This is a genomic window from Sphingomonas sp. H160509, from assembly GCF_024124765.2.
Classification (GTDB): domain Bacteria; phylum Pseudomonadota; class Alphaproteobacteria; order Sphingomonadales; family Sphingomonadaceae; genus Sphingomonas.
In genome coordinates, this window is record NZ_JAMXSR020000002.1 from 1947807 (window position 1) to 1969213 (window position 21407).

The 21407-nt window shown below is 61.0% G+C and carries 23 protein-coding genes and 3 pseudogenes; 14 read left to right on the forward strand and 12 right to left on the reverse strand.

Features of this window, described 5'->3' with window-relative positions; all coding sequences use genetic code 11:
* Positions 1–2 precede the first annotated feature (2 nt).
* From NHF48_RS11175 to NHF48_RS11190, 4 genes are all read left to right on the forward strand, one after another.
* On the forward strand, positions 3–410 hold the full coding sequence (locus NHF48_RS11175; RefSeq protein WP_253071150.1) for a hypothetical protein: 408 nt from the start codon (positions 3–5) through the stop codon (positions 408–410).
* Positions 411–449: 39 nt separating this feature from the next.
* Positions 450–1778, forward strand: a complete 1329-nt coding sequence (locus tag NHF48_RS11180) for a cupin domain-containing protein (RefSeq protein WP_253071151.1) — start codon at positions 450–452, stop codon at positions 1776–1778.
* Positions 1779–1789: 11 nt separating this feature from the next.
* Positions 1790–2515 carry a DUF6629 family protein gene (locus NHF48_RS11185; RefSeq protein ID WP_253071152.1) on the forward strand — a complete coding sequence of 242 codons (726 nt, stop codon included), beginning with the start codon at positions 1790–1792 and terminating at the stop codon, positions 2513–2515.
* A 545-nt stretch (positions 2516–3060) separates the two neighbouring features.
* Positions 3061–3432, forward strand: a complete 372-nt coding sequence (locus tag NHF48_RS11190) for a hypothetical protein (RefSeq protein ID WP_253071153.1) — start codon at positions 3061–3063, stop codon at positions 3430–3432.
* A 54-nt stretch (positions 3433–3486) separates the two neighbouring features.
* Here the strand turns inward: NHF48_RS11190 and NHF48_RS11195 are convergent, their stop codons facing one another.
* From NHF48_RS11195 to NHF48_RS11225, 7 genes and pseudogenes are all read right to left on the reverse strand, one after another.
* Positions 3487–3744 carry a phosphatidylglycerol lysyltransferase domain-containing protein gene (locus NHF48_RS11195; protein ID WP_253072407.1) on the reverse strand — a complete coding sequence of 86 codons (258 nt, stop codon included), beginning with the start codon at positions 3742–3744 and terminating at the stop codon, positions 3487–3489.
* Between the two features lie 55 nt (positions 3745–3799).
* Positions 3800–4183: pseudogene (locus NHF48_RS11200) on the reverse strand (phosphatidylglycerol lysyltransferase domain-containing protein); the annotation flags it as partial.
* Positions 4177–6072: a phosphatidylglycerol lysyltransferase domain-containing protein gene (locus NHF48_RS11205; protein ID WP_253071154.1), complete on the reverse strand. Its 1896-nt coding sequence runs from the start codon at positions 6070–6072 to the stop codon at positions 4177–4179. The gene NHF48_RS11205 and the pseudogene NHF48_RS11200, both read right to left, overlap by 7 nt.
* Positions 6065–6520 carry a DUF2147 domain-containing protein gene (locus tag NHF48_RS11210; RefSeq protein WP_253071155.1) on the reverse strand — a complete coding sequence of 152 codons (456 nt, stop codon included), beginning with the start codon at positions 6518–6520 and terminating at the stop codon, positions 6065–6067. The genes NHF48_RS11205 and NHF48_RS11210 overlap by 8 nt, the downstream gene beginning before the upstream one ends.
* Before the next feature lie 97 nt (positions 6521–6617).
* The gene (locus NHF48_RS11215; protein WP_253071156.1) at positions 6618–7307 is read right to left on the reverse strand and encodes a virulence factor; all 690 of its coding nucleotides are present in this window, start codon (positions 7305–7307) and stop codon (positions 6618–6620) included.
* A gap of 56 nt (positions 7308–7363) precedes the next feature.
* Positions 7364–7639: a hypothetical protein gene (locus tag NHF48_RS11220; RefSeq protein WP_263816841.1), complete on the reverse strand. Its 276-nt coding sequence runs from the start codon at positions 7637–7639 to the stop codon at positions 7364–7366.
* 111 nt (positions 7640–7750) lie between these two features.
* Positions 7751–8611: a MipA/OmpV family protein gene (locus tag NHF48_RS11225; RefSeq protein ID WP_253071158.1), complete on the reverse strand. Its 861-nt coding sequence runs from the start codon at positions 8609–8611 to the stop codon at positions 7751–7753.
* A 184-nt stretch (positions 8612–8795) separates the two neighbouring features.
* Between NHF48_RS11225 and NHF48_RS11230 the strand changes: the two genes are divergently transcribed.
* Positions 8796–9458, forward strand: a complete 663-nt coding sequence (locus NHF48_RS11230; protein ID WP_253071159.1) for a sensor histidine kinase — start codon at positions 8796–8798, stop codon at positions 9456–9458.
* 188 nt (positions 9459–9646) lie between these two features.
* Here NHF48_RS11230 and NHF48_RS11235 read toward each other — a convergent pair whose 3' ends face one another.
* Entirely contained in the window at positions 9647–9889 is a 243-nt protein-coding gene (locus NHF48_RS11235) for a hypothetical protein (protein ID WP_253071160.1), read from the reverse strand.
* An 82-nt stretch (positions 9890–9971) separates the two neighbouring features.
* On the opposite strand from NHF48_RS11235, the gene NHF48_RS11240 reads away from it, so the two are divergent.
* Entirely contained in the window at positions 9972–10685 is a 714-nt protein-coding gene (locus NHF48_RS11240; protein ID WP_253071161.1) for a catalase, read from the forward strand.
* Positions 10686–10744: 59 nt separating this feature from the next.
* Here the strand turns inward: NHF48_RS11240 and NHF48_RS11245 are convergent, their stop codons facing one another.
* The gene (locus NHF48_RS11245; protein WP_253071162.1) at positions 10745–11416 is read right to left on the reverse strand and encodes a response regulator; all 672 of its coding nucleotides are present in this window, start codon (positions 11414–11416) and stop codon (positions 10745–10747) included.
* Positions 11417–11659: 243 nt separating this feature from the next.
* On the opposite strand from NHF48_RS11245, the gene NHF48_RS11250 reads away from it, so the two are divergent.
* Positions 11660–12862 (forward strand): YncE family protein, encoded by a 1203-nt coding sequence (locus NHF48_RS11250; RefSeq protein WP_263816842.1) that lies wholly within the window; start codon positions 11660–11662, stop codon positions 12860–12862.
* Here the strand turns inward: NHF48_RS11250 and NHF48_RS11255 are convergent.
* Both NHF48_RS11255 and NHF48_RS11260 read right to left on the reverse strand, forming a co-directional pair.
* Positions 12851–14221 (reverse strand): sensor histidine kinase, encoded by a 1371-nt coding sequence (locus NHF48_RS11255; RefSeq protein ID WP_253071164.1) that lies wholly within the window; start codon positions 14219–14221, stop codon positions 12851–12853. The two genes, NHF48_RS11250 and NHF48_RS11255, sit on opposite strands and share 12 nt — an antisense overlap.
* Positions 14218–14908 (reverse strand): annotated as a pseudogene (locus NHF48_RS11260) (response regulator transcription factor). Before NHF48_RS11260 ends, NHF48_RS11255 begins: the two are co-directional and overlap by 4 nt.
* 344 nt (positions 14909–15252) lie before the next feature.
* Here NHF48_RS11260 and NHF48_RS11265 point away from each other — a divergent pair.
* From NHF48_RS11265 to NHF48_RS25965, 4 genes are all read left to right on the forward strand, one after another.
* Positions 15253–16044, forward strand: coding sequence for a PAS domain-containing protein (locus tag NHF48_RS11265; RefSeq protein WP_253071165.1), 792 nt, complete (start codon positions 15253–15255; stop codon positions 16042–16044).
* Positions 15998–16777, forward strand: coding sequence for a sensor histidine kinase (locus tag NHF48_RS11270; protein ID WP_253071166.1), 780 nt, complete (start codon positions 15998–16000; stop codon positions 16775–16777). Before NHF48_RS11265 ends, NHF48_RS11270 begins: the two co-directional genes overlap by 47 nt.
* Positions 16778–16806: 29 nt before the next feature.
* A complete protein-coding gene (locus NHF48_RS11275) occupies positions 16807–17421 on the forward strand; it encodes a response regulator transcription factor (protein ID WP_342454633.1) in 615 nt (204 codons plus the stop codon).
* A gap of 76 nt (positions 17422–17497) precedes the next feature.
* Positions 17498–17899 carry a response regulator transcription factor gene (locus NHF48_RS25965; protein ID WP_446741212.1) on the forward strand — a complete coding sequence of 134 codons (402 nt, stop codon included), beginning with the start codon at positions 17498–17500 and terminating at the stop codon, positions 17897–17899.
* A 93-nt stretch (positions 17900–17992) separates the two neighbouring features.
* Here NHF48_RS25965 and NHF48_RS25970 read toward each other — a convergent pair.
* Positions 17993–18985: pseudogene (locus tag NHF48_RS25970) on the reverse strand (alpha/beta hydrolase); the annotation flags it as partial.
* A gap of 254 nt (positions 18986–19239) precedes the next feature.
* Here NHF48_RS25970 and NHF48_RS11285 point away from each other — a divergent pair.
* The 3 genes from NHF48_RS11285 to NHF48_RS11295 all read left to right on the forward strand — a co-directional run bounded on the left by NHF48_RS11285 (position 19240) and on the right by NHF48_RS11295 (position 21349).
* Positions 19240–19605, forward strand: a complete 366-nt coding sequence (locus NHF48_RS11285) for a hypothetical protein (protein ID WP_263816843.1) — start codon at positions 19240–19242, stop codon at positions 19603–19605.
* A gap of 169 nt (positions 19606–19774) precedes the next feature.
* Positions 19775–20266, forward strand: coding sequence for an RNA polymerase sigma factor (locus tag NHF48_RS11290; RefSeq protein WP_253071170.1), 492 nt, complete (start codon positions 19775–19777; stop codon positions 20264–20266).
* Positions 20267–20326: 60 nt separating this feature from the next.
* Positions 20327–21349, forward strand: a complete 1023-nt coding sequence (locus NHF48_RS11295) for an FUSC family protein (RefSeq protein WP_253071171.1) — start codon at positions 20327–20329, stop codon at positions 21347–21349.
* Positions 21350–21407: the final 58 nt, after the last annotated feature.

Sequence of the window (21407 nt, forward strand, 5' to 3'; positions counted from 1 at the left end):
GCATGCAAACTCCGACGTCTTTTGCCCTGACGGTGCTATTGGTCGCAGCGCCTGCATTTGCCAGCACCGGGTTCCACCGCGGGCCGCTACCGATCACGCCGGGAACCTATGTTCGCGCCGGTACGCCGTGCAACGACCCATCGCTTGCCGCGATCTTTGCCTATGATGGCCATGCGTTGTCGGGACCGCATGCCAGCCAGTGTCACAGCACGCTGATCTCGCGCCACGGAGCGACCTATCGCGTCCGAACCACATGCGCGGCGATGGGCGACGGAACCGAAGCACGCGCGCAGTCCGAAACGCAGGTCTTCACGCTTCATTCGCCGACAAGCCTCTCACGCCACAACGATCGCGACGGGGCCGAATATCGGTTGTGTCCCGGCAGTACGCCGCCGGTTCCTTACGGATGACCAAACGCAATCGTTAAATCCCCCTTCCGGAGCACCGTCATGGACAATCCGAAACGTCGTGAATTCCTGATCGCCGCTACTGCGCTCGGCGTCGCGGTCGGCGCTACTGCACATGCTCAGGCCCAAACATACGGCAATCCCGACCTGCCACCCGAAGGCGCCCTGAACGCCGCCAAGAACCCTGCGACCCACGATACGGTGATCGGACCCCAGAACCCGACGCTAGCGGATCAGTTTCCTTCATCGTCGAGCCCCCCAGCGACCGACGTGGACACCTTGCCGATGTTCTGGGCATCGTTCAACAACGCCCACAAACGTATCCAGAACGGCGGCTGGGCGCGTCAGGTCACGCAAGCCGACTTCGCGATCTCGACGACGATCTCCGGCGTCAACATGCACCTCTCCGCCGGTGGCATTCGTGAACTGCACTGGCACCTGACCGCGGAATGGTCGATCATGACGCGTGGTCGATGCCGGATCACCACCATCGATACGGAAGGTCGGGCCAGCGTCGACGACGTCGAAGCAGGCGATCTCTGGTATTTTCCCGCAGGACTGCCGCATTCTCTCCAGGGACTTGGCCCCGAAGGTTGCGAGTTCGTGTTGGCATTCGACGATGGCGCGCAGTCGGAGAACAACACGCTGTTGCTCAGCGAGTTCATGGCGCACATCCCACCAGACATTCTCGCCAAGAACTTCAACGTCCCCGTAGATGCGTTCAAGACGATCCCGCTGAACAGCAAATGGATCTTCCAGGGGCAGGAACCCGGCACGCTCGCCGCCGACCGTGCCGCCGCGCACGTCGTACCGGGCGCCGCACCGGTCATCTTCCACCTTTCCCGATCGAGCCCACGCCACTCCACGACGGGTGGCACGATCCAGATCGCCGACAGCCAGAACTTCCCGATTGCAAAAACCGTCGCAGCGGCACTCGTCACTGTTAGGCCGGGCGGCCTGCGAGAGATTCACTGGCATCCCAACGCCGACGAATGGCAATATTGGATGCAAGGCCAAGGACGCATGACGATCTTCGACAATGGTCCGAAAGCGACGACGATGGACTTCAACGCCGGCGACGTCGGCTATGTGAAGAAAAGCCAGGGGGCATTACATCGAGAATACCGGGACCGGCGACCTCGTCTTTCTCGAGATATTTCGTGCGGATCGCTACGAGGAGGTATCACTCTCGAACTGGCTGACGCACGTGCCGCCGGGCCTCGTCGCACAACATTTGAACATTCCCGCGTCGACGATCACTCATTTTCCCGTCGGCGGACCGGGCGTCATGCCGGTCTAACGCTGATAGCAACAGACCTTCCTAGCTTTGTGGCAGGAAACACGGCAGGCCTTTGGCTCGCCAATAGCTAGAAAGACTGCTCATGTGCTTTTCGGCTACTGCCAGCTTCGTCGCTTCAGGCGTGCTGGCGACGATCGGTGTGGCGACGCTGCGCCACGTTCGCGAGCCACGCGCGCTACTCTTCGCAGCCGTACCGCTGCTGTTTGCGGGGCATCAATTCTGCGAGGGGCTGGTCTGGCTGGCATTCCATGGCATGCTGGGCCGCGTTGCGCTCGACCATGCCGTGCTCCTGTTCATGCTGTACGCCCTGGGCGTCCTGCCAACGCTCATGCCAGCAGCGGTCGCGTTGATGGAACCGCCTGGCTGGCGTCGTATCGCGATCGTCGGACTGACCATAGCCGGCGCGTTCGTATGCGCCTGGAATATCGCGGGGCTGATCCTGTTCCCGATCCATGCCTTCGTCGAACATTTCTCGATCGCATATCGCAACGCGATGACCAGCAACATGATAGTATCGGTGGTCTACATACTGGCGACGTGCGGCGCGCTGTTGCTGTCGAGCCACCGGGTCGTCAGGACGTACGGTGTCGTCAACGTCGTCGGTCTGACGATCGTCCATCTGGTCAAAGGCTACGCCTTCGCCTCGGTTTGGTGCTTCTACGCCGCCATCCTGAGCGTGATGCTGTATTGGCAGTTCAACCGTCGGAAGATCAACATCGGCACACCCAACGACACGTCCCCGCCGCATGCCCCCTTCCTGCTGCCATGGTTGCGAGGATCCCGCTTTGCGCCGGGCCCTCGCCCCTGAGATTCCTTCGCGGATGCACAAAATAAATCAGGCTTTGTAAGACATCCGTCAGCATCGCTTCTCATCTCTAGATAGCTGCAACGATGTAGCGTCAACGGTCGTGAGCCGGGGCATCGCCCTTCGATCAAGACCCGCATGAAGAGAGAGAAACGTCATGGTTACCCTGTCCACACTTGCAGCCCGTAGCGCTGCGCTGATTGTCGCCGCCGCGGTTTCGGGCGGCATTCTGGTCGCCTCGCTCGGCGGTTCGGGCTCGCCTGCTTCAGCGGCAGGACTGAGAGCCTACCCTCCGTGTTCGAAGACGGTCGTCGACGAATGCCAGCAAAGGGTTCTCCCAACCCATGCGGCGAACCAGCACGCGGCCGCTCCCTACATTGCATCATCGACGACTGCGTCGTGAGGGTCTCACGCTATCATCGTCGCAGCCTTGGCTGCGACGATGCTCGCAGGATGCACGACCATGGGGTCGGGTGTCGGCGATTCCAAGGTTCCTGGTGAATCCGCGGTCTTCAACTGGACCGCAAAAAGGCCCACGCGATGGGACAATGACCGCGGTACTCGCCAACGGCACGAGCTACACCGGCCCGTTCTTCCAGGTAACGAGCGAAACGCAGGTCGACGACCTCGCGCCATTATGGCTCGGCTGGGGCGGCATCGGCTGGGGCGGCCGTGGCGGCCGCGGCAATTGGGGCGGTTGGGGCGGGGGTGGTTGGGGCGGCTTCAACGACTGGGGACCGAGCCAGCAGTTCGTCACGCATTACTCGGGCAAGGTGCTCGCGAACCTGCAGGGCGGCGACGGTCGGATGCGCTGTCGGTTCGTTCTCATACGTCCATCAGATGGTATGACTGGCGGCGGTCAGGGTCAATGCGAAGCCCCAACCGGCGGCAAGATCGACGCAACGTTCGCCGCGCAGTAACCGGGTACGGGCGATCCGCCCAACAGGGTCGCCCACATCCCCCGCCCCGCCACTTCAGCCGGGAAACCGGCTAGGCGTCGCTGGGTTAACCGGACTGCCGACGAGGCTCAGCAGATCCCGCATGGCCTGGAGCAAGGCGATTCCATGCGGCCCGGCAATGTAACGCGGTTCCCAGGCGGGCGCGAATTTGTCCTTGTACGCACGCAACCCGCGGAAGCCGTAGAAGCGTTCGCCGTGGCGAAAAATGAAGGCGGCGATCCGCGCCCATGCCGGTGCCAGCCGACGGTCCTCGATACCCGATAACGGCGCCACCCCCCAGCGAGAAGCTCGTATAATGCTGGTCCCTCGCCCACAGCATCAGGTTGGCGAACAAAAAGTCCATCGTCCCCGAGGGCGCATCATCGCGGTGGCGCATGAGGTCGATCGAGATTTCTTCTTTGTTGGGTATCGCCCAGATATTGGCAAAGGCGATGAGCCGCCCCGAGAGTTCGACTACGCCGACGTCGAAATTGCCCAGATACGCGGCATCGAAACGCCCCAGGCTGAACCCCTTCTCCTGCTGCCCCTTGGCGCGCAGCCAATCATCGGAGATGATCGAAAGTTCGGGTAAGATCTCCGCCAGCTCAGCCGCAGGCACGATCCGGAACTGCGCGCCCTTCTTGACCAGCGTGCGTTCCGATCGACGTATTCCGCGAAGGCACGGCCGATCGAGTGAGAAACCGGGGAGATGGACCAGTGCCTCCCTCACCATATTTGACAACGCTCAATCCCATCGACAGTGCCAGATCGAGCGTCGGCGGCGAAATCTCGTAGAGCACGAGGCGGCCCCTGCTCGCGATCGACGAGGTCCCTGATCTGCCATAGCAGATCGTCCCAAGCTCCCCGCGGTCCCACGGGATCGCCCATCACGATCCAGGTAGCGCCTTGCACCTGATACATCAGGAATGCGTCGCGATCCGCGGACAAGATGAAACGCTTGTCGCCGGTCAGCGCGAGCATCGCGTCGCTCCGCAAGGCCTGATCGAGCACCGTCCTTGCAGCAGCCAGATCATCGAGCGGGACAGCATCCAGGCGGCCGACTGCCGTGGGAGCCAGCAGCTTCCAGCCAACGCCGATCCCGAGCACGATCGATACTCCCAGCAGGCCGCGCAGAAACCGTGGTGCATCGGCGTCGAGCGTGAATTGCCACCACAGGTCGTTGGAATAGGGAATTTTGCGGTAAGCAAAGAACCCCGCCCACGTCGCGAGGCCGATGACAGTCGCAACCGATCCGAACCAGGTGAACCCAAATGGTTGGCTGGTCATCGTCGTTCGGCGGTAGAAGCCGTGGCGGGTCCACTGCAACAGACCGGCGAGCGCGAGGCATATGATCGCCTCTTCGTAATCTATGCCCTTCGCGAGCGAAAACACCGCGCCCGCTATCAGTAGCGCGCGGGTCGCGACGAAAGCCCCGTCGAGCCGGCGATACAGCCCCGGCGACAGCAGCAACAACGCCGTCCCCACCAGGCTTGCCGCGACATGGCTTGCCTCGATGAACGGCAGCGGCAGCAGCGACGACAGCACGCCCATGCGATCACGCAACGCCGGCAGCGATCCCGACAACAGCAGCATCCCGCCACCGACGAACGTCGCTGCGCTCAGCACGATCGGCGCCAACCCGCTCGCCACGTCGCGCGCTTCGCCAAGCAGGCGCAACGAAGACCGCACCCGCCTCCCCTCGCTCCACGCCAGCATCGCGATACCGATCGCCAGCGGCAGGAGATAATAGATGACCCAGTAAGCGATCAGCGCCGCGAACAACGGTGCCCGGTCGATCGGCAACAGCGCCAGCATCGCCGCCTCGAACACGCCAATCCCGCCCGGCACATGCGCGACTACAGCCGCCGCGATCGCGCATGCGTACGCCAGAAGAAACAGCGGGAGCAGCGACGGGGATAGATGCGGGATCAGGACGAGCAATGCCGCGCTGGAGAACAGCACGTCGAGCACTGCCACCCCGATCAGCGCAAACGACTGTCCTGGCCGCGGCACGGGCAGTTCAAAGTCCAACACGAGGACTGGCTGCCGGACCCTGCCTGATATCCAGACGGTCGCCACCCCTAGCAGCAATACCGCAATACCAAGCCCACGAAGGCCAGTGACGCCTAATGTATGTCCTATGACGACGAATGGCGTCGCATCGAAGGCGGCTGCAACCGCCGCAACGGTCACGATGCCGGCCCAGAACGCCACACTCGCGATCCCGATCACCTTGGCGATGCTGGGGCCATCCAGACCCGCGCTTACGTAGGCGCGGTATCGCACCGCACCACCCGTCAAGAGCGGCATTCCGAGATTGTGACTGAGCGCGTAGCTGGTGAACGACGCGAATGCTGCCGTCCGCCATCTTTGCGGATGCCCTACCACGCGGAGCGCCAGCACGTCGTAAAACGTCAGCGCCAGATAACTACCGGCAGACAGGGCCAGCGCGGCAACGATCTGCGTGATCGAAAGCGTGTGCACCGCATGCCGGACATCGGCAAAACTGATGTCGCGCGTCAGTTTTTCGAGCGAGACAAAGCTCAGCGTGATCAGCACGCATCCGACTGCGATGCCCAGAGCGAGCCGGTGACGAACGAACCACGCGCGAAGGTCAGGCACCCGGCATCCGATCGACCCGCGTCCAGATTTGCGATTTGCAGAGCAGCCCGCCGAGGATGCACCCCTTGATCTGCAACACGTTCGCCGACGTCTGGACGATTTTCGAATATAGGTGCTTGCCCATGTCGACGACGAAGACCGTTCCCGACCAGGCACCGGACTCGGTCCGCTGGTAATTCTCCAGCAACTCGGTTCCGACAAGCGTGTCGGTACCGCCATCCCTGGCATCCGACTGCGCCAGCGGGTTGGCCCAAGCGATCCATCCACACAGCTTCGCACCGCACGGCCCGGTCCGGACCACGACGGTCCGCATCGGATTGATCCACATGCCCTCTACGGACGGATTGCCAGCGGCGGGACTGCCAGCCGGAGCACTGCTTTGCGCCATCGCGGTTGACGGTACGCCGACCACAAGAGCAGCCATTAAGACGACGATCCACGACCTCATGAGAGACTCCTCGACTGATTGTCGAAGAATGCTACCGCGACGCGTCTTGCCCCAGCCTTTGCCGCGGCTGAACAATCGGTAATGAAACGTCGGAAGATCAGGAATTGACGGCAATATCCCTCAGCAACGTTGCCGCGACAAGAGTGGTATCTTCATCGAGAAAATGATCCCCGGGCAGGCTGACCTGATGAACGTTACCGCTGTCCCAGCCTTTGCAGAGACTCTCTGCTTCGGCGTGGCCACGAATACATAGGACTGGCACCCAATCGAGCCGCCGGGCCGCAGGCAGCGCCGAACCGTCGTTCTCGAATTCGAAGATCCCTCCCGGGGTTGCGCGCAACAGCATCGTCTTGCTCGGCACGATCAATTCGACGACGGGAACCCGTACACGCAATTGGCGCGGCAATGTCTGGAGACCGACCAACAATGCGTTCGCGCCGAACGAATGGCCGATAAGGACGACCCGCCTTGCCCCGGGCAACGCGAGCGCTCGAATAACGGCATGGCGGACGATGGTGCTCACCTGATCCGGTGAACGTCTGTGCGAAAATGCGGTGAGCGAATTGACGCCGATCACGGTGATTCCCTGCCCCGCAACGTGCCGCATGATCGAGCGCCCCATCCCAGCGTTCAGTCCAGTGTCGCCCGAAAAGAATACGGCAACCGTGCCGGCCTCGGACGGTGGGGCGGGCGCGCTTGCCGGCACGAGAAGATAGATTGGGCCGTGCAGATAACCGAGATACCAGGCGAAGCCCGCGCTGCCGATCGATAGCAGGCTAAAAGCCATCAGCACTATTGTGACGCTACGCCGAAACCGGGATCCTGGAAGGCGTCTCATTGCGATCATACTCGTCCGGTCAAGAGTTCAGGGTATAGGTGATGAGGAAGCAGGCTGCTGTCAGCAGCAGCATCGCGACGATGAAGGCCCCGTCGGCCAAGCGTTCCAGCCGGTACAATCGGACCCGGGACTGGACCACGCAACGCAAAATACGAAGCCAGCGTGGTGATCAGGAACAGCAGCGCGTCGCCCGAGAGCAGATCGTCAACGATCGTTTGTTTGCCACCCATCGCGATCGACACGTGCAGCAGTTCGATGCCGGTCAGGCAGACGCCGACCATCATCGCAGCGATCGGGCAGATCAGCCGGCACGTCTCCTCATCCAACAGGATCTCAAGCCGGGGCGAGCGCACATGCCGCGCATGCGGCGGGGCTTTACGAAGATATTCCATTCAGAATGTCAGGCTGAAGCCGACGGCCCCGGACCATTGGTCGGCCCTGCCAACATCGGCGACGATCGGGGACCGGGCATAACTGCCGAGTAAGCGGGAATAGCCTATTGTGCCAAATACACCGAACCCATGCGTCAAAGTACCGCGCAGCGTGTGTGCCGCGAGCAAGGCAAGGTTCCAGTCCTTCCAGCCTGCCTTGCCCGCGCCGTCATACGCCCTAAGCCCGCTGGCGAGGCTTTGTGGCGCCGTCACGTCGTAATAATAGGCGCCGAAACGACGACCGACGTGATCGGCGCCCGCCGAAAGACTGACGTAGTCCTTGTGCGACAGTGGAGTCGCGTAGCTGATCGCGGGGCTGAATACCGACCCGCCATATGCCCCCGATATGTCGTGCTGCCATGTGACGTTAGCCGACAGCGTGTCGTAGGGACTGGTAACTACTCCGGTCCGCTGGATGCCCGCCCAGACGCCGGGCTCCCACGCAGTTCTCAGGTCGCCCAGCGCTGCGACCTGCCGGTTGCCGATCCGCGACGTTCGATCGAGCCGTACGTTCAGGATCGGTCCCACCTGAAGCTTCCATCCCGGCTTGCCGTCGTCAGGAATGAGATCGACCGATAGCGAGGTACCCTGCGTGCTGAAGGAATAGCCCGCGACCTGCCCCTGCACCGCGACGCCCGGTATGACCGTCATGTCGCGCGATCCGATATATCGCGGCGTTATCGCCGGGCCGACCGCGATCGTGAGCCGGTCCTTGCCGAGGTCGGTATCGTCCACCGCACGCGCAGGTAGATCCTGCGCCACGGCAGCGCCGAGGACACAAGGCCCGCATAGCATCACGGACAACAGTGCGGCCAACCTCATGATCAAATCCTTCTTTCGACAGGAACTGCCTTGCGGGTCCGCGCACTACCGCGTGCTGACCGGAACATTAGCGAAAGTTCATGCCCCCCGCCCGAAGTCCGCGCGGAATAAACCTCTGTATGATCCCGTCCCCATCGTGCTTCGGGCATCGCCGTATCGAGACGCCGGGATCAGGAGCGATACGATGACTTCGACTTTGCATGCCGCGGACCGCATCGCGCCAAGGACCGCGATCCTGCCCGCGCAACGCGCGCCAACAACCGCGGACGAGATCAACCACCGCATCGCAAACAGTCTGCAGCTGCTGGCGGCCATGGTCTCCGCCGAAGCCCGCACCGTTGCCGATCCCGCGGCTCAGGCGGCCCTCGACATGACAGTTCGTCGCATCGCCGCGATCGCGCGAGTCAACCGCCAACTCTATCAGCAGTCCGCAGTCGCGACGATCAACCTCGATATCTACTTGAGGGAACTAGGCGGCGATCTTGAAGGCAGCTTCGGAAATATCGGCGCAGGTCGCAGGATCCGCGTTATAGCCGATCCGGTCTCTGTGAAACCCGATCATGCCTCCTCCGTCGGCATTCTGGTATCCGAGCTCGTCACCAATGCCTGCAAACACGCCTATGCGCCTGACGCACCCGGTGACGTCCATGTTCGCCTGGCGGGATCGTCACGCGGATACCGCCTCGAAGTCGAAGACCGCGGCAATGGCAAGGGCGCATCGTTCTTCGGTAATAGCGGCCTCGGCCAGCGCCTGGTTGAAACCATGGCGGTGCGGCTTGATGGCAGGCTTGTCCATGAAGATGCGAAGCCGGGTACCAGACACGTACTACACGTCTCTCATGCATAGCGACGTTTGCGAGGTCGTGACTTCTTAGAAACGCATCAATAACCCGGAAGAGTACGATAATACCTTGGTTTGCATTACGACTCTCAAGTCGTTCGGCCATGACATCGTCTACCCCGGAGTAAAATACCCTGGGCAACGCGGAGACAGTCATGACGAACATCGTTGAAGGCCTGAGCCGGCGCAATATCCTATGCGGCGCAGGAGTTGCTTCGATCGGCGCTGCGCTGTGCCCATTCGCCGCAGAGGCAGCCAGTGTTGACGTGCCAGCCCCCTTGCCGGCGTCGCAATCGGCCGATCACGCCACGGAAACGATGTCCGTGGACGCTATCGACGCGCTCGAAGGGGCGTATGGCCGCCAGCATGGTCTGCGGCGTAATCACACCAAAGGCGTTGGCGCACTTGGCTATTTTATCGGCAATCCCGATGCTCAACGATATTCGCGATCGTCGCTATTCTCAGGACGCAAGCTAGAAGTCGTAGCGCGGTTCTCGATCGCGGGCGGGGGATCCCACCGTGTCAGACAAGGACCTGAGCCCGCGCGGTATTGGGCTCGAGTTCCGGCTGCCTGGCGGCGAACTACATCACATGACGATGCTGCATACGCCGATGTTCTTCGCCCTGATGCCAAAGACGTTCATCGACAAATTTATTGCGCTCAAGGTCGATCCAGCTACGCACGGTCCCAATCAGGTCGCATTCAAAAGTTTCCTGATGAGCCACCACGACAATGATGCTCAGTTTGCATTTCTTCATCAGAACAACCCACCACCAAGCTATGCCAACTGTGCGTTCTTCGGCATTCATACGTTCCGGTTCATCGATGCGAACGCCAAGGAGACGATCGTACGATTCAGGTTCCAGCCGCATGATGGCGTAAAATACCTATCCAAAGCCGCCTTCGACTCGGCGTCCGACGAGTTCCTGATCCCGGCATTGTTCGAGCGCGTGAAGAGCAGTGCGATAAAATGGGATATGATCGTCAGCCTCGGCGAGCCCGGTGACACGCTCGACGATCCGACGATCCTGTGGCCAGCCAGCCGATCCGAGTTCAATGCCGGCACGCTCGTTCTGGAGACCGCGACGCCCGATCCGCAGGCAGGAAGCTACAAGATCAACTATGACCCGTTGATGATGTCCGGCGGGATCGCCGCGACGAACGACCCGGTCCTCCTGTTCCGCTCGCCATCCTACGCCATCTCACACGAAAGACGGCTGCGCGAGCTGTAGGCAAACGCTACAAGCGGGGCGCATCATACAGGGGCGCCCCGGTAGGCCGGCCATCGCAATCATGCGCGACCGAGCATGTATCCTACGCCGCGCACGGTCTGTACGGCTAATGCAACATCTTCTGTTTCCAATCGCTTACGCACCCGGTGCACGTACACCTCGACAGCATTCGACCCCAGCACGTCGCCTGAGCCGAACAGCTGGTCCTCCAGCATCCGCTTCGGCACGACATGATCGAACCGGCGCATCAAAAGCTCGAGCAGCTCTCCTTCCCGAACCGACAGGTCGAGCATGCGGTCGCCCGTGCGAAACTCGCGCGTGGCTGGATCGAGCGACAAGTTGCCGGCAACGATCCGCTGCCCATCCGAGCGCGTGTCCCGACGGAGCACCGCCTGCACCCGCGCGTGAAGCTCGTCGAAGTGGAACGGCTTCACGATATAATCATCCGCGCCCGCGGCCAGACCCTCGACCCGGGCTTCGAGTGCACTGCGACCGCTGACGATCAGGACGGGCTCGCTCCGATGCTCCGCCCGCAGTCGCCGCAGCAGGTGCAAACCGTCCTCATCGGGTAGCCCCAGATCCAGGATCGCCATCACATACCCGGTCGTCCGCAGCATGATTTCGGCATCCAGTACGCTATGCGCCAGATCGGCGTGAATATGACGTCGCGCAAAGGCATCGCGCATGCCCTCGGCCAGCACGACGCAATCCTCGACAATCAGGACGCGCATGATCGAGGCCTCACACATTGGACCGTTGCAATAGGATAAAGATATCCGCGGAAAGGGAAGATGGCTTCAACTCCGGCAATTATACCCGGTGATCATGCAGCAATGATCCGGTGCCTTTCGTGATGGGAACATTACGGTTTACCAATGTCGCCCCTCAACGATCCTTTATCCCATCGATGATGCTTTCAATCATACCTTGATGCAGGCTGCCGCCCCGAGATCTCATGAGATAACATTCAAAATATGAGTTCTGCTGTTTTTTTTGAGGTATCTGCTGTGCGCTATACGAAACTATTCGCGGCACTAGTTGCATTGACGAGCTATACCGGCCTGGCTCAAGCGCAAGATAACAATCTTGCAGAGCCTGCGGCGAACGACGAACCCATCGATCTGACATCGCGTCAGGCGCCTTGGGGGCGATCCGATATCGATGTCAGTCGGAAGGATCGCCTCTACTCGGTCGATGCTTCGTCGAGCTTCGTTGCAGTGACGGACCCTGTGCGCGGCAGACTGCTCGGTTTCATTCCGCTCGATAAGGGCGTTGGTCTATCGGCCGTGGTCGAACCGACGCTGAACTTCGCGCCAGACGGGCGGACGCTTGCAATAAACCTGGCGCGATCCAGCACGGTCGCATTCCTCGATACGCGGACGAACAGCGTGCGGCGTAGCGTGATCGTGGCGGGCATCCCGGCAGGCGCATTCTACACGCCAAACGGCAAAGAGGCGTGGATTCCGGTTCGCGGCGCAGACTATATTTCCGTCCGCGATGCAAAAACTCTTGATGAGCTTGCCAGGGTTGCCATTCCGGAGGGTCCCGGTTTGATGACTTTTTCGAACAACGGTCGCTACGCCTATGTTTGCGCAATGACGGGATCACGCATGATCGTCGTCGATACCGGCAAGCGGGCGATTATCGATCGCGTAGCCAACAGTTCGAACTCATGCTCGAGCATAGCATCCTCTCCCAATGGGCGGCAGGTCTGGTTTACGGCCAAAGAGGCTGGCCAGGCGGTGGCCTTGTCAACAAAACCGCCATTCGCGGTCCTGCGCACGGTCGATACCGGTCCACGCAGCAACGCCGTGAACTTCGTGAGCAACGACGACGGGCAGTTTGCCTACGTGTCCGTCGGCGGGCTTGGCGTCGTGAAGGTGGTCGATACGGATACGTTCGATACTGTCGCGACATTGCCGGTAACTGGAATACCCAAGGGTCTCTGGCCGTCGGGCGATGGCAGCCTGATGTACGTGGCTCTTGGCAACCGCAATGCGATTGCCGTGATCGATACCGTCAAGCAGAAGCTGATAAATTCGCTGCCTGTCGGTCAGCCAGCACAGGCCGTCGCCTATGTGCCATATGCGATCCGATCGGGGCACGGGTTGGTCAATTTGCAAGCCACCGCCCAAGGCGCATCGTCTAGTGCGCCGGCGGCGGGGTCAGATCGGTAGTTGGCCGCCCGAAGTCGTCCGCCTCGACAAACGCATCGAGGCAATCAGGCCGGGCTTTCCGTCACTCAGGCTTGCATCGCCGTCATGAAGTCGGGCGACCGCAGCCACCAAGGCCAGGCCGAGGCCGGTGCCGCTGTTCGGATTGGCATGATCGAGACGACCGAAACGGCGCATCGCAAGCGTCCGCTTTGCCGGGGGAATACCCTGCCCCTGATCGGCAACACTGAGGATGACGTCGGTCCCGTCCGTCTCGATCGCTAGCGTGATAACCCCAGCACCGTATTTCAACGAGTTCTCGATGAGATTGCCAACAGACTGGGCAAGCAGTTCCCGGTGGACGGGGGTCAGTATCGCTGGCGCTGGCGACACACGCAGGACCCGCCCTTGCTCCTCGACGATTGGACCATAGATTTCGGCGATGACCTGAAGTTCGTCATAAAGGTCGGTTTCGACGAAAGTTTCCATACCAATGCCGGCCTCGGCTCGCGCAATCCGAAGTGCCGCATCGACGATCGTCAGGACGCGTTCCCCCTCGACAAGAGCTATGCGTACATCGCCCTGCGCCTTTTCCTCCACGAGCATGGCAACTCGTTCGAGCGCCGCGCGCTGTCGAGTCAAAGGCGATTTGAGATCATGCGCCAAGCTGTCCGTGACGATCTTCAACTCCCTGACCAGCAGTGCGACCCGGTCGAGCGTCTGGTTGGTGGCGTCCGTCAGGGCGGCAAATGCATCCTTTGCAGGACCAGCCGGAACACGACGATCAAGATCTCCCTGCCGAACCGCTACCAGGGTTGCGACCGTCCCCCTCAACCGGCGTCTGACCATCCAGGCCGCAAGCCAGGCCGCGACACCGGCAAACAGGACTGCGAGTAGCAGCCCGATCGCAGCAGCACGTTTCAGGAAGCCCAATACGCGCGTCTCGTTCTCGATAACGCCGCCCGTCAGCAGCCTTTCGCCCGTGGGCAGCGACGTCGCGCGAACCCACATTCGCTCAACCGCAACGTGATTCGATCGCACCAGCGCAACCATGACGTGCCGGTCGCCGACCGTGACGGCGTCGGGCCAGTGCGTCAGGTTGCCTGCCAATGGGCGCCCCTGCGCATCGGCGAGCAACAGAACGGCGTCCGTCGGGATCATGCGCCGCCCGCGCATCTGGACCGCGTCCCGAAGTGCTGGCACCCCGCCCCGTGCATAGGTGAACAGCAAATCGTCACGCAGCACGTCGGCGCGTGCAGACTCGGCCTGCTCGATTTGTCGATGCACGACTGTTCGCGTCACGAGCAGCAATCCCACCCCCGCGGCAACCTGAAGCAGGAAGACCAGCGACGCAAACCGCATCGTGGTGGATCGCCAGTTCAAGGCGAAGCGCTCAACCGGTAGCCGACGCCGCGCACGGTATGCAGGAGAGGCTTGGCCGACCCCGCATCGACTTTCTTGCGAAGCCGGCTCAGGTGGACGTCGATGACGTTCGTGCCTGGGTCGAAATGATAGTCCCAGACGCCTTCCAGCAGCATCGTCCGCGTGACGACCTGATCGCAGTGGCGGAGCAAAAACTCCAGCAGGCGAAACTCCCGAGGCTGGAGGTCGACGACTTGTCCGGCGCGTTTCACGCGGCGAGTGAGCAGATCGATTTCGAGATCGTCGCACCGTCGCGACGTATCGACACTTGCCGCCGAGGCACTACCTCGGCGGACCAGGAGCCTAATGCGTGCGAGCAACTCGGCGAAAGAGAATGGCTTGGCCAGATAATCATCGCAACCTCGGGTCAATCCATCGATGCGATCCCTCTGGCAGGCCGCGTCCGGACAAGATGATCACCGGCGTTACGACCCCTGCCGCACGCAAGGCGGCCAGTACTGCCATGCCGTCCATGCCTGGCATCAGCCGATCGAGGACAATGCAGTCATAACTGCCATCGGTGGCGTGAAATAGTCCGTCCCGGCCATTAGCAGCGCGATCAACGACAAAATTCTGTTCATCGAGTCCGTTGCTCACATACCGCGCAGTCTCGTCATCGTCCTCGATAATCAAGATTTTGTTCGTCATGACACGGCCTATTCCCATTGCTTGCGAGCGATGACGCGCGGCTGTCGATAATCAGATGGTGTTGGGCTGGTGCATTCGATGATGCGATCAGCGTCATGATCATAGCCTCGTCGGCAATTCCATTGATCCATACCTGTGTATGATCGAGGAAGAAGATGAGTGATGCCACTACGCGACGCAGGCGCTGCAGATCGCAACGCAACAAGACACGGCCAAGTAATCAATGGATGCTGAATCCAACCATATGTTAAGAGCGCTAATCTTATGATTGGTCATGGTCCGTCGAGAGGCGTAGCATTCTGCCGATTGCGATCAAACGATACTGATCGCGGCGGGAGGCTGACTTGCGCGGAGATATCCAATCGAGGCGGCTGGCACGCCAGTTTTACATGATTGCCGCGGTGGTGCTTGCCTTGGCGATATTTGCGCTCGACGTGCTGAGCCCGCTGCAAGGCGCCGCTGCCGTGCTCTACACCACGGTCATCCTCGTCGCCGCGCGCAGTCACGATCGACGGCTGATAGTCCTCGCCGGCGGCTTCTGCTTCGTGCTTTCGCTTGTCGGCTATTATATCAGCCATTGGGGCTCGACCGACGATTCCCCCGCCATGCGCCTCGGCGTGAGCCTGATCGCGATCGGCATCGCAACCGTCCTATCCGCCCGTCATCAAACCATGACCGAAGCAGGTGCTCGGTCCGATGCCCGCTATCGCTCAATCTTCAACGCCGCCGGCTTTCCGATTTGGGAAGCGGACTGGTCGGTCGCGCACTCGCTGCTGAAGGGTACCGATCAACCGACGGTTGCATTCATCCGTGATATTTCGCCAACCTCGAGGATCACCGACGCCAACGACGCTGCGGCCCGCCTGTTCGGTCTCGACCGCAAAGAGGATCTCGTCGGCGGCAGCATGGAGCATTTTCACACGCCGGAGGCGGAAGCCGCGTTGGCACGGATTTTCAGCAGCCTGATGACCGGGCAAAACCAGATGGAGGAGGAGGTCCGGTTCAGGACGCATAGCAAGGGAGCATATCGACGTCGTTCTGCGTGTTTCGGTTCCCGTTGCAGAGCAAAGATGGACGCGGATCCTGGTAATGGCGATCGACGTGACGGATCGAAACCTTGCGCAAGCAAAGTTTGAAAAATCGCAGGCTCAACTGATGCACGTGTCGCGCGTGACCACGTTAGGCCAGCTTGCCGCGTCGATCGCGCATGAAGTCAACCAGCCGCTGGCAGGCATCATAAACTATGCGAAATCAGGGCGACGCTGGCTTGTCCGCGATACACCGGACCCGGCAGAAGCACTCGATTGCCTCGACCACATTGCCAAGGACGGCAAGCGCGCCGCCGACGTCATCAGTCGGGTGAGGACGCTTGCACAGAAGACCGCGCCGAACTCCGAGCATATGAGCCTTCAACCACTCGTGGATGAAACAATCGCACTGCTTGGCCGGTCCCTGTTAGCAAGCGGGGTCACCGTCAGCATATCGGCCCCGCCGTACGTACCGGCGGTAATGGGTGACCGAGTTCAGATCCAACAGGTATTGATGAACCTCCTGCTGAATGCGGAACAGGCGATGCGGTCGACTCCGGTCGGGCACCGCGACTTGTGCATCGAACTCACGGTGGAGCGCGACAAGGTGCTGATAGAAGTATCGGATTGCGGCGCCGGGATCAGCGGTGACGCAGCGCAAAATCTGTTCTCGCCATTCTTTACGACCAAGCCGGACGGGCTCGGCATGGGTCTCTCGATCTGTCGTTCGATCGTCGAAGATCATGGCGGTTCTCTTTCGGCGACCAATAATCTGGTCCGCGGGGCCACCTTCAGGTTCCGGCTGCCGATCGCGGAAGCCGAGGGACGGGAGGCTGCGTGATGTCTGACACTCCTCCTGGATGCGTTTGCGTGATCGACGATGACGACAGCCTGCGCGGATCGATTGGCAGCCTTCTTCGCTCGAGTGGGTTCGTCGTGGCGCTGTATGGCAGTACCGACGCGTTTCTGGCAGCAGGTGTTCCTGCGGTTGCCGCATGCCTGGTGCTCGATATACGTCTACGCGGCGAGAGCGGGCTGGACTTTCAGGATCGCCTGCTAGCCGACGGGATCACGATCCCGGTCATACTCATCACCGGGCACGGCGACATTCCGATGACGGTCCGTGGCATGCGCGCAGGCGCGATCGATTTTCTGCAAAAGCCCTTCGAGGACGAAGACCTGACTGTCGCCGTAACCAAGGCGATCGAAACGGATCGTTCACGTCGTTTGGTTGCGGCAAGCGCTGCCGTGCTGCTTGACCTCTATCGCGGGCTGACGCCACGGGAGCAGGAGGTCATGGGTTTCGTCGTCACGGGCTTGATGAACAAGCAAATCGCGGCCCGTATGACGCTGTCCGACATCACGGTAAAGATTCACCGCGGCAGTTTGATGCGCAAGATGAACGCCCAGTCCCTGGCCGATCTGGTGCGAATGGCGGAGCTGCTCGGCATCCGCGACGACAGTATTCACAGGTATAACGCTTGAGTATGATTCAACGGACGCCGATGGTCAGCTAACCGTGATGTTCTAACACGATAAAATCTTGACCGTGGAGCATGGTGTGTCTGGTTTACCGACTATCGCGATCGTTGATGACGATCCCGGCATTTTACGCAGTATCGACAGTTTGATCAGGTCCGCGGGTATGACCGGCACGGTGTTCGATTGCGCCGAAGCCTTTCTCGAAGCGCCTGGACATAGCCATTTCGATTGCCTGGTAACCGATGTGCACATGTCCGGCATATCCGGGCTGGACCTGCGGGAAGAATTGATGCGACGCGGATCGCCGCCGCCGACGATCATCATGACCGCTTTCCCTACCCCCCGCCTTACGCGAACGTGCGCAGAGAGATGGCATTGGCGCGTTCCTGACGAAGCCTGTCGATCCGGACGAACTGCTGGCGACAATTACGGCAGCGTTGAGCGCCACGAGGACAACCGAGACAATGCTGTAAGTCCCTAAACGAGCATTCCTCGCGTGCGGAGCCACCCGGAATACCAGGAAGGCCACACCCCCCGTCGGCGTGTTTGGCGAGCCCATACCGAACCCGTGACCGCCGCTCGCGAGACGGTGCAGCTCGACGGGGATGTTCGCCGCCCGACACGCGTCTGCCATAATGATCGTGTTCTGCGGATTCGAGATCGGATCATCCACCGCCTGGACCAGGAAGATCGGCGGACATTTCGCCCGGACATGCGTCTCGACCGACCATTCGGCACTCTCGGCGGCGCTCGGTCTAGAACCGATCAGCACGCGGCGCAACGATGTGTGATCATAGGGCGGTTGCAACGTGATGATCGGATAGATCAGCGCGGCATCCTGCGGTCGTCCCGAAAACGCATCGATCGCGTCGGCCGGCGGGTAGGAGGCAAAGCCGGAGCGGGTTGCCGCGAGCCCCATGAGGTGTCCGCCCGAAGAGAACCCCAGCACGCCGAGCCTGGACGGGTCGATCCTCCACGTGTCAGCGTTCGCCTGTATCATTCGTAGTGCCCGTTGTGCATCCTGGAGCGGCGCCAACGGTCCTGCATTCCAGCCCTCCCCGGGCAGGCGATACCGCAGAATGAACGCGGTAATGCCGTGGGCTGCCAGCCAACCTGCTGCCGGCCTTGCCTCGCTTGCCATTTCGATCCGCTTATAGCCTCCACCGGCGGCGACCAGCACCGCTGCGCCGTTGGGGCGGCTCGGCGCAACCATTTCGATCGTCGGCATCACGATATTCGTCACGGCGCCCGTCGCACCGATTAACTCAGCGCCGCTCGGTCCCCCACCTTCGGGCGGACTACGCCATAGCGGTATGCCAGCCGCCGAGGATGCAGTAGCGCTCGTTCCGCCGAGTATCGGCGCCAACATTGCAGCTCCCCCTGTTACGAGAAGCGTTCTGCGATCAAGCATTGCGAACTCCCTTACAATAGTGCGGCAAATCATGCGACGATCAAACAAACGCCGATCGCTCCATCGTGACGTCAACGATGCACAGAGACGCATATCGCTGCGACTTCGGTTATCACGTGGGCACAAAGCATCAATAAGCTGCCACTTTCGCGCCATCTGTACTGAATTTATTTCTTACGACTTAGTATTATACGGGGTAACGCTACACCTAAGTATACTTTTCCAACCCGGCCCAACTGGATAATTACCGGTTTGTCGGGCAGTCTTCCCCCTCCCCCCCACGGACTGCTCGACACCCCTCAACGCCGCCTCGGTAGATGGGGGGCGTTACGGTGATTTTGCCCCCAGCGGACTCCCGCCTCCTGGCGGCGACTGCGCCATTGATATCCAGCAAGATCAAGAGGTGGACGATGCGAATTGCCCTTTTTGCGGCCAGTGCGACCCTCCTTCTGATGTCCTGCGCCGACGGTGGCAAACTGCCGCGCTGCGGTGACGGCTACAGCGTTGCGTCGCCCGCGATCGGGAAGGCATTCATACGCGATTTGACCTCACGCCTTGCCGGACCGGATCGTGAGAACACAATCGCCGAGGCGATCCGGCAGATGCGATCGAAGGATCCGACCATTGCAACAGACGACGTCGTCGACGTCATCATCGCCGCCGATTGCCCGAACGTCACGGCGCGCGCCGATGCCGACCGGTCATCGGATCTTGCTCACGTCGCGGCGCTGAGGGAACAGGTTTACGCGCTCCTCGGTGAAGCCGCAGCTCCCTGATCGGGATCGTCGCAGCCCCCCTTTTTTCAGAACGTCGTCGCAGGGCGCGGACAGCCATTCCCTAGAAACGCCAAATTCCGAGACGTCACGTCCCAGCATCGCGAGGTACAGATGACCCGTCCCGACATCACGCTACCGACCCCGAACGATCGGCTGGAGACCTCGTTTCTTGAGAATTATCGAGCTACTCGGATTTATACGCTCGCGCGGTACCGGCGAAGCAGCGGAAGATATTGTCCAGGAACTCTGGTTGAAGGCTCGCTGGACGGATGCAAGGGTCCAGACGACACCTCTTCTCGATGACCCCCGCGCGTTCCTTTACCGCATGGCTATCAACCTCGTTGCCGATCATTACCGCACTAGACTTCGCCGGCAGCGGCGTGATGGCCTCTGGGTGGAGTGTACTGGACCAGTAGCAATCGGCAGTTTCGAAGCATCAGCCGAAACGACCTTGATCGTCCGCGAGCAACTCAGCGCTGTCGAAGGCTGGCTGACCACGATGGGCGCGCGCGCATCCGCCATATTCAAGCGCTATCGTATCGAAGGTGCCAGCCACGCCGAAATTGCACGGGAACGGGGCATCACGGTGAGCGGCGTCGAGAAGCACCTCTGCCGATGCTATCGCGCGCTGGAGCATTTACGCTGCGACCTCGCAGTTTAGATCCAGCGACAACGCCGCGGCGTACCTCGCATTACAGGGTTCAAGGATCGGGATATAAGGATGCCGCCCCCCAGCAAAACTGTACCAGCGCAGTTGCGCGCGATCCTTCAATTCGACGCGTATGCCGCCTTGATCCCTTTGCCGGGTATGGCGCTGCTGCTGTTCGGGGGAGTCCAGCTCCATGAGCAGATCGCCGCTGGAATTGCGGCGGGCGCAGCCTATTCCGTCGGCTTTGGCGTAACCAAGAAATTTTGGCGAAGTCGTAGCTACGCAGTGGTTCTTACCGGCACTGGTATGACGGCGGTGGCGTTCATTGGCACGCTTGTCGGCAATGACCCGATCGTCGAGCTTGCCGCCACCGCTATACTGGGCGCGTGCTGCGGCGCGCTATCACGCCGTAACGCAGACCATTGGTGGGCGTGCCTGCAGATCATCATCGCCTTTCTGCTGGCCGCAAGCTTCCCAGGTACGGTTACGGATGGGGCGCTTCGTGCCGCAATCGTTGCCGGAGGTGCGGCGCTTCAGTGCGTCAGCGTCATGGCGATGATACATCTCATTGGCGAACCCCGTCCGACAATTCCCGGCCCCGCCGATCATTCGAGCACGGTCGAAGTCCGATTTCACGCGTTGCGCGCGGCCATCTGCATATCGGTCGCACTCCTAGCAAGCCGAACGGCTGGCTTCGCCCACAGCTATTGGGCGCCCATGACCGCGATGCTCGTTCTGAAGCCGGGACTGCGTGATACCGCCGGCCAGGGACTGGAACGTATCGCCGGGACAATCGCAGGGATCATCGTTGCGTCGGGCCTGACGCGTATCGCACCCTCCGACGCCTGGACGGCAACCTTTGCAATCCTCACAGCGAGCGTTTCATTCGGTCTCCAGCAGGCACGATATGCCGTGTTTAGCGCAGCCATCACGACCAGCGTTCTTCTGATGATCGCTTTGGCGGGTGGAGCCTTACCAGGCGCAGACCGGGAAAGGCTGCTGGCCACGTTGCTGGGTGGGGCGATCGCCTTGGCCGGTGCCGCAATCGCCCCGCGCCGGCGCACCAACAAGAACAGCGGCGGCGATCACCTTTGAACGAACAGTCCATGCATGTGAGGAGACCGCAGCATCGACCCCCGTTCCAGTAACGGAG

What these genes read in the sequence shown, in the direction of transcription:
- NHF48_RS11175 (WP_253071150.1), top strand. Translation starts at nt 3, where the DNA reads ATGCAAACTCCGACGTCTTTTGCCCTGACGGTGCTATTGGTCGCAGCG.
- NHF48_RS11180 (WP_253071151.1), top strand. Translation starts at nt 450, where the DNA reads ATGGACAATCCGAAACGTCGTGAATTCCTGATCGCCGCTACTGCGCTC.
- NHF48_RS11185 (WP_253071152.1), top strand. Translation starts at nt 1,790, where the DNA reads ATGTGCTTTTCGGCTACTGCCAGCTTCGTCGCTTCAGGCGTGCTGGCG.
- NHF48_RS11190 (WP_253071153.1), top strand. Translation starts at nt 3,061, where the DNA reads ATGACCGCGGTACTCGCCAACGGCACGAGCTACACCGGCCCGTTCTTC.
- NHF48_RS11210 (WP_253071155.1), bottom strand. Translation starts at nt 6,520, where the DNA reads ATGAGGTCGTGGATCGTCGTCTTAATGGCTGCTCTTGTGGTCGGCGTA.
- NHF48_RS11215 (WP_253071156.1), bottom strand. Translation starts at nt 7,307, where the DNA reads ATGGCTTTTAGCCTGCTATCGATCGGCAGCGCGGGCTTCGCCTGGTAT.
- NHF48_RS11220 (WP_263816841.1), bottom strand. Translation starts at nt 7,639, where the DNA reads ATGGTCGGCGTCTGCCTGACCGGCATCGAACTGCTGCACGTGTCGATC.
- NHF48_RS11225 (WP_253071158.1), bottom strand. Translation starts at nt 8,611, where the DNA reads ATGAGGTTGGCCGCACTGTTGTCCGTGATGCTATGCGGGCCTTGTGTC.
- NHF48_RS11230 (WP_253071159.1), top strand. Translation starts at nt 8,796, where the DNA reads ATGACTTCGACTTTGCATGCCGCGGACCGCATCGCGCCAAGGACCGCG.
- NHF48_RS11245 (WP_253071162.1), bottom strand. Translation starts at nt 11,416, where the DNA reads ATGCGCGTCCTGATTGTCGAGGATTGCGTCGTGCTGGCCGAGGGCATG.
- NHF48_RS11250 (WP_263816842.1), top strand. Translation starts at nt 11,660, where the DNA reads ATGAGTTCTGCTGTTTTTTTTGAGGTATCTGCTGTGCGCTATACGAAA.
- NHF48_RS11270 (WP_253071166.1), top strand. Translation starts at nt 15,998, where the DNA reads ATGGCGATCGACGTGACGGATCGAAACCTTGCGCAAGCAAAGTTTGAA.
- NHF48_RS11285 (WP_263816843.1), top strand. Translation starts at nt 19,240, where the DNA reads ATGCGAATTGCCCTTTTTGCGGCCAGTGCGACCCTCCTTCTGATGTCC.
- NHF48_RS11295 (WP_253071171.1), top strand. Translation starts at nt 20,327, where the DNA reads ATGCCGCCCCCCAGCAAAACTGTACCAGCGCAGTTGCGCGCGATCCTT.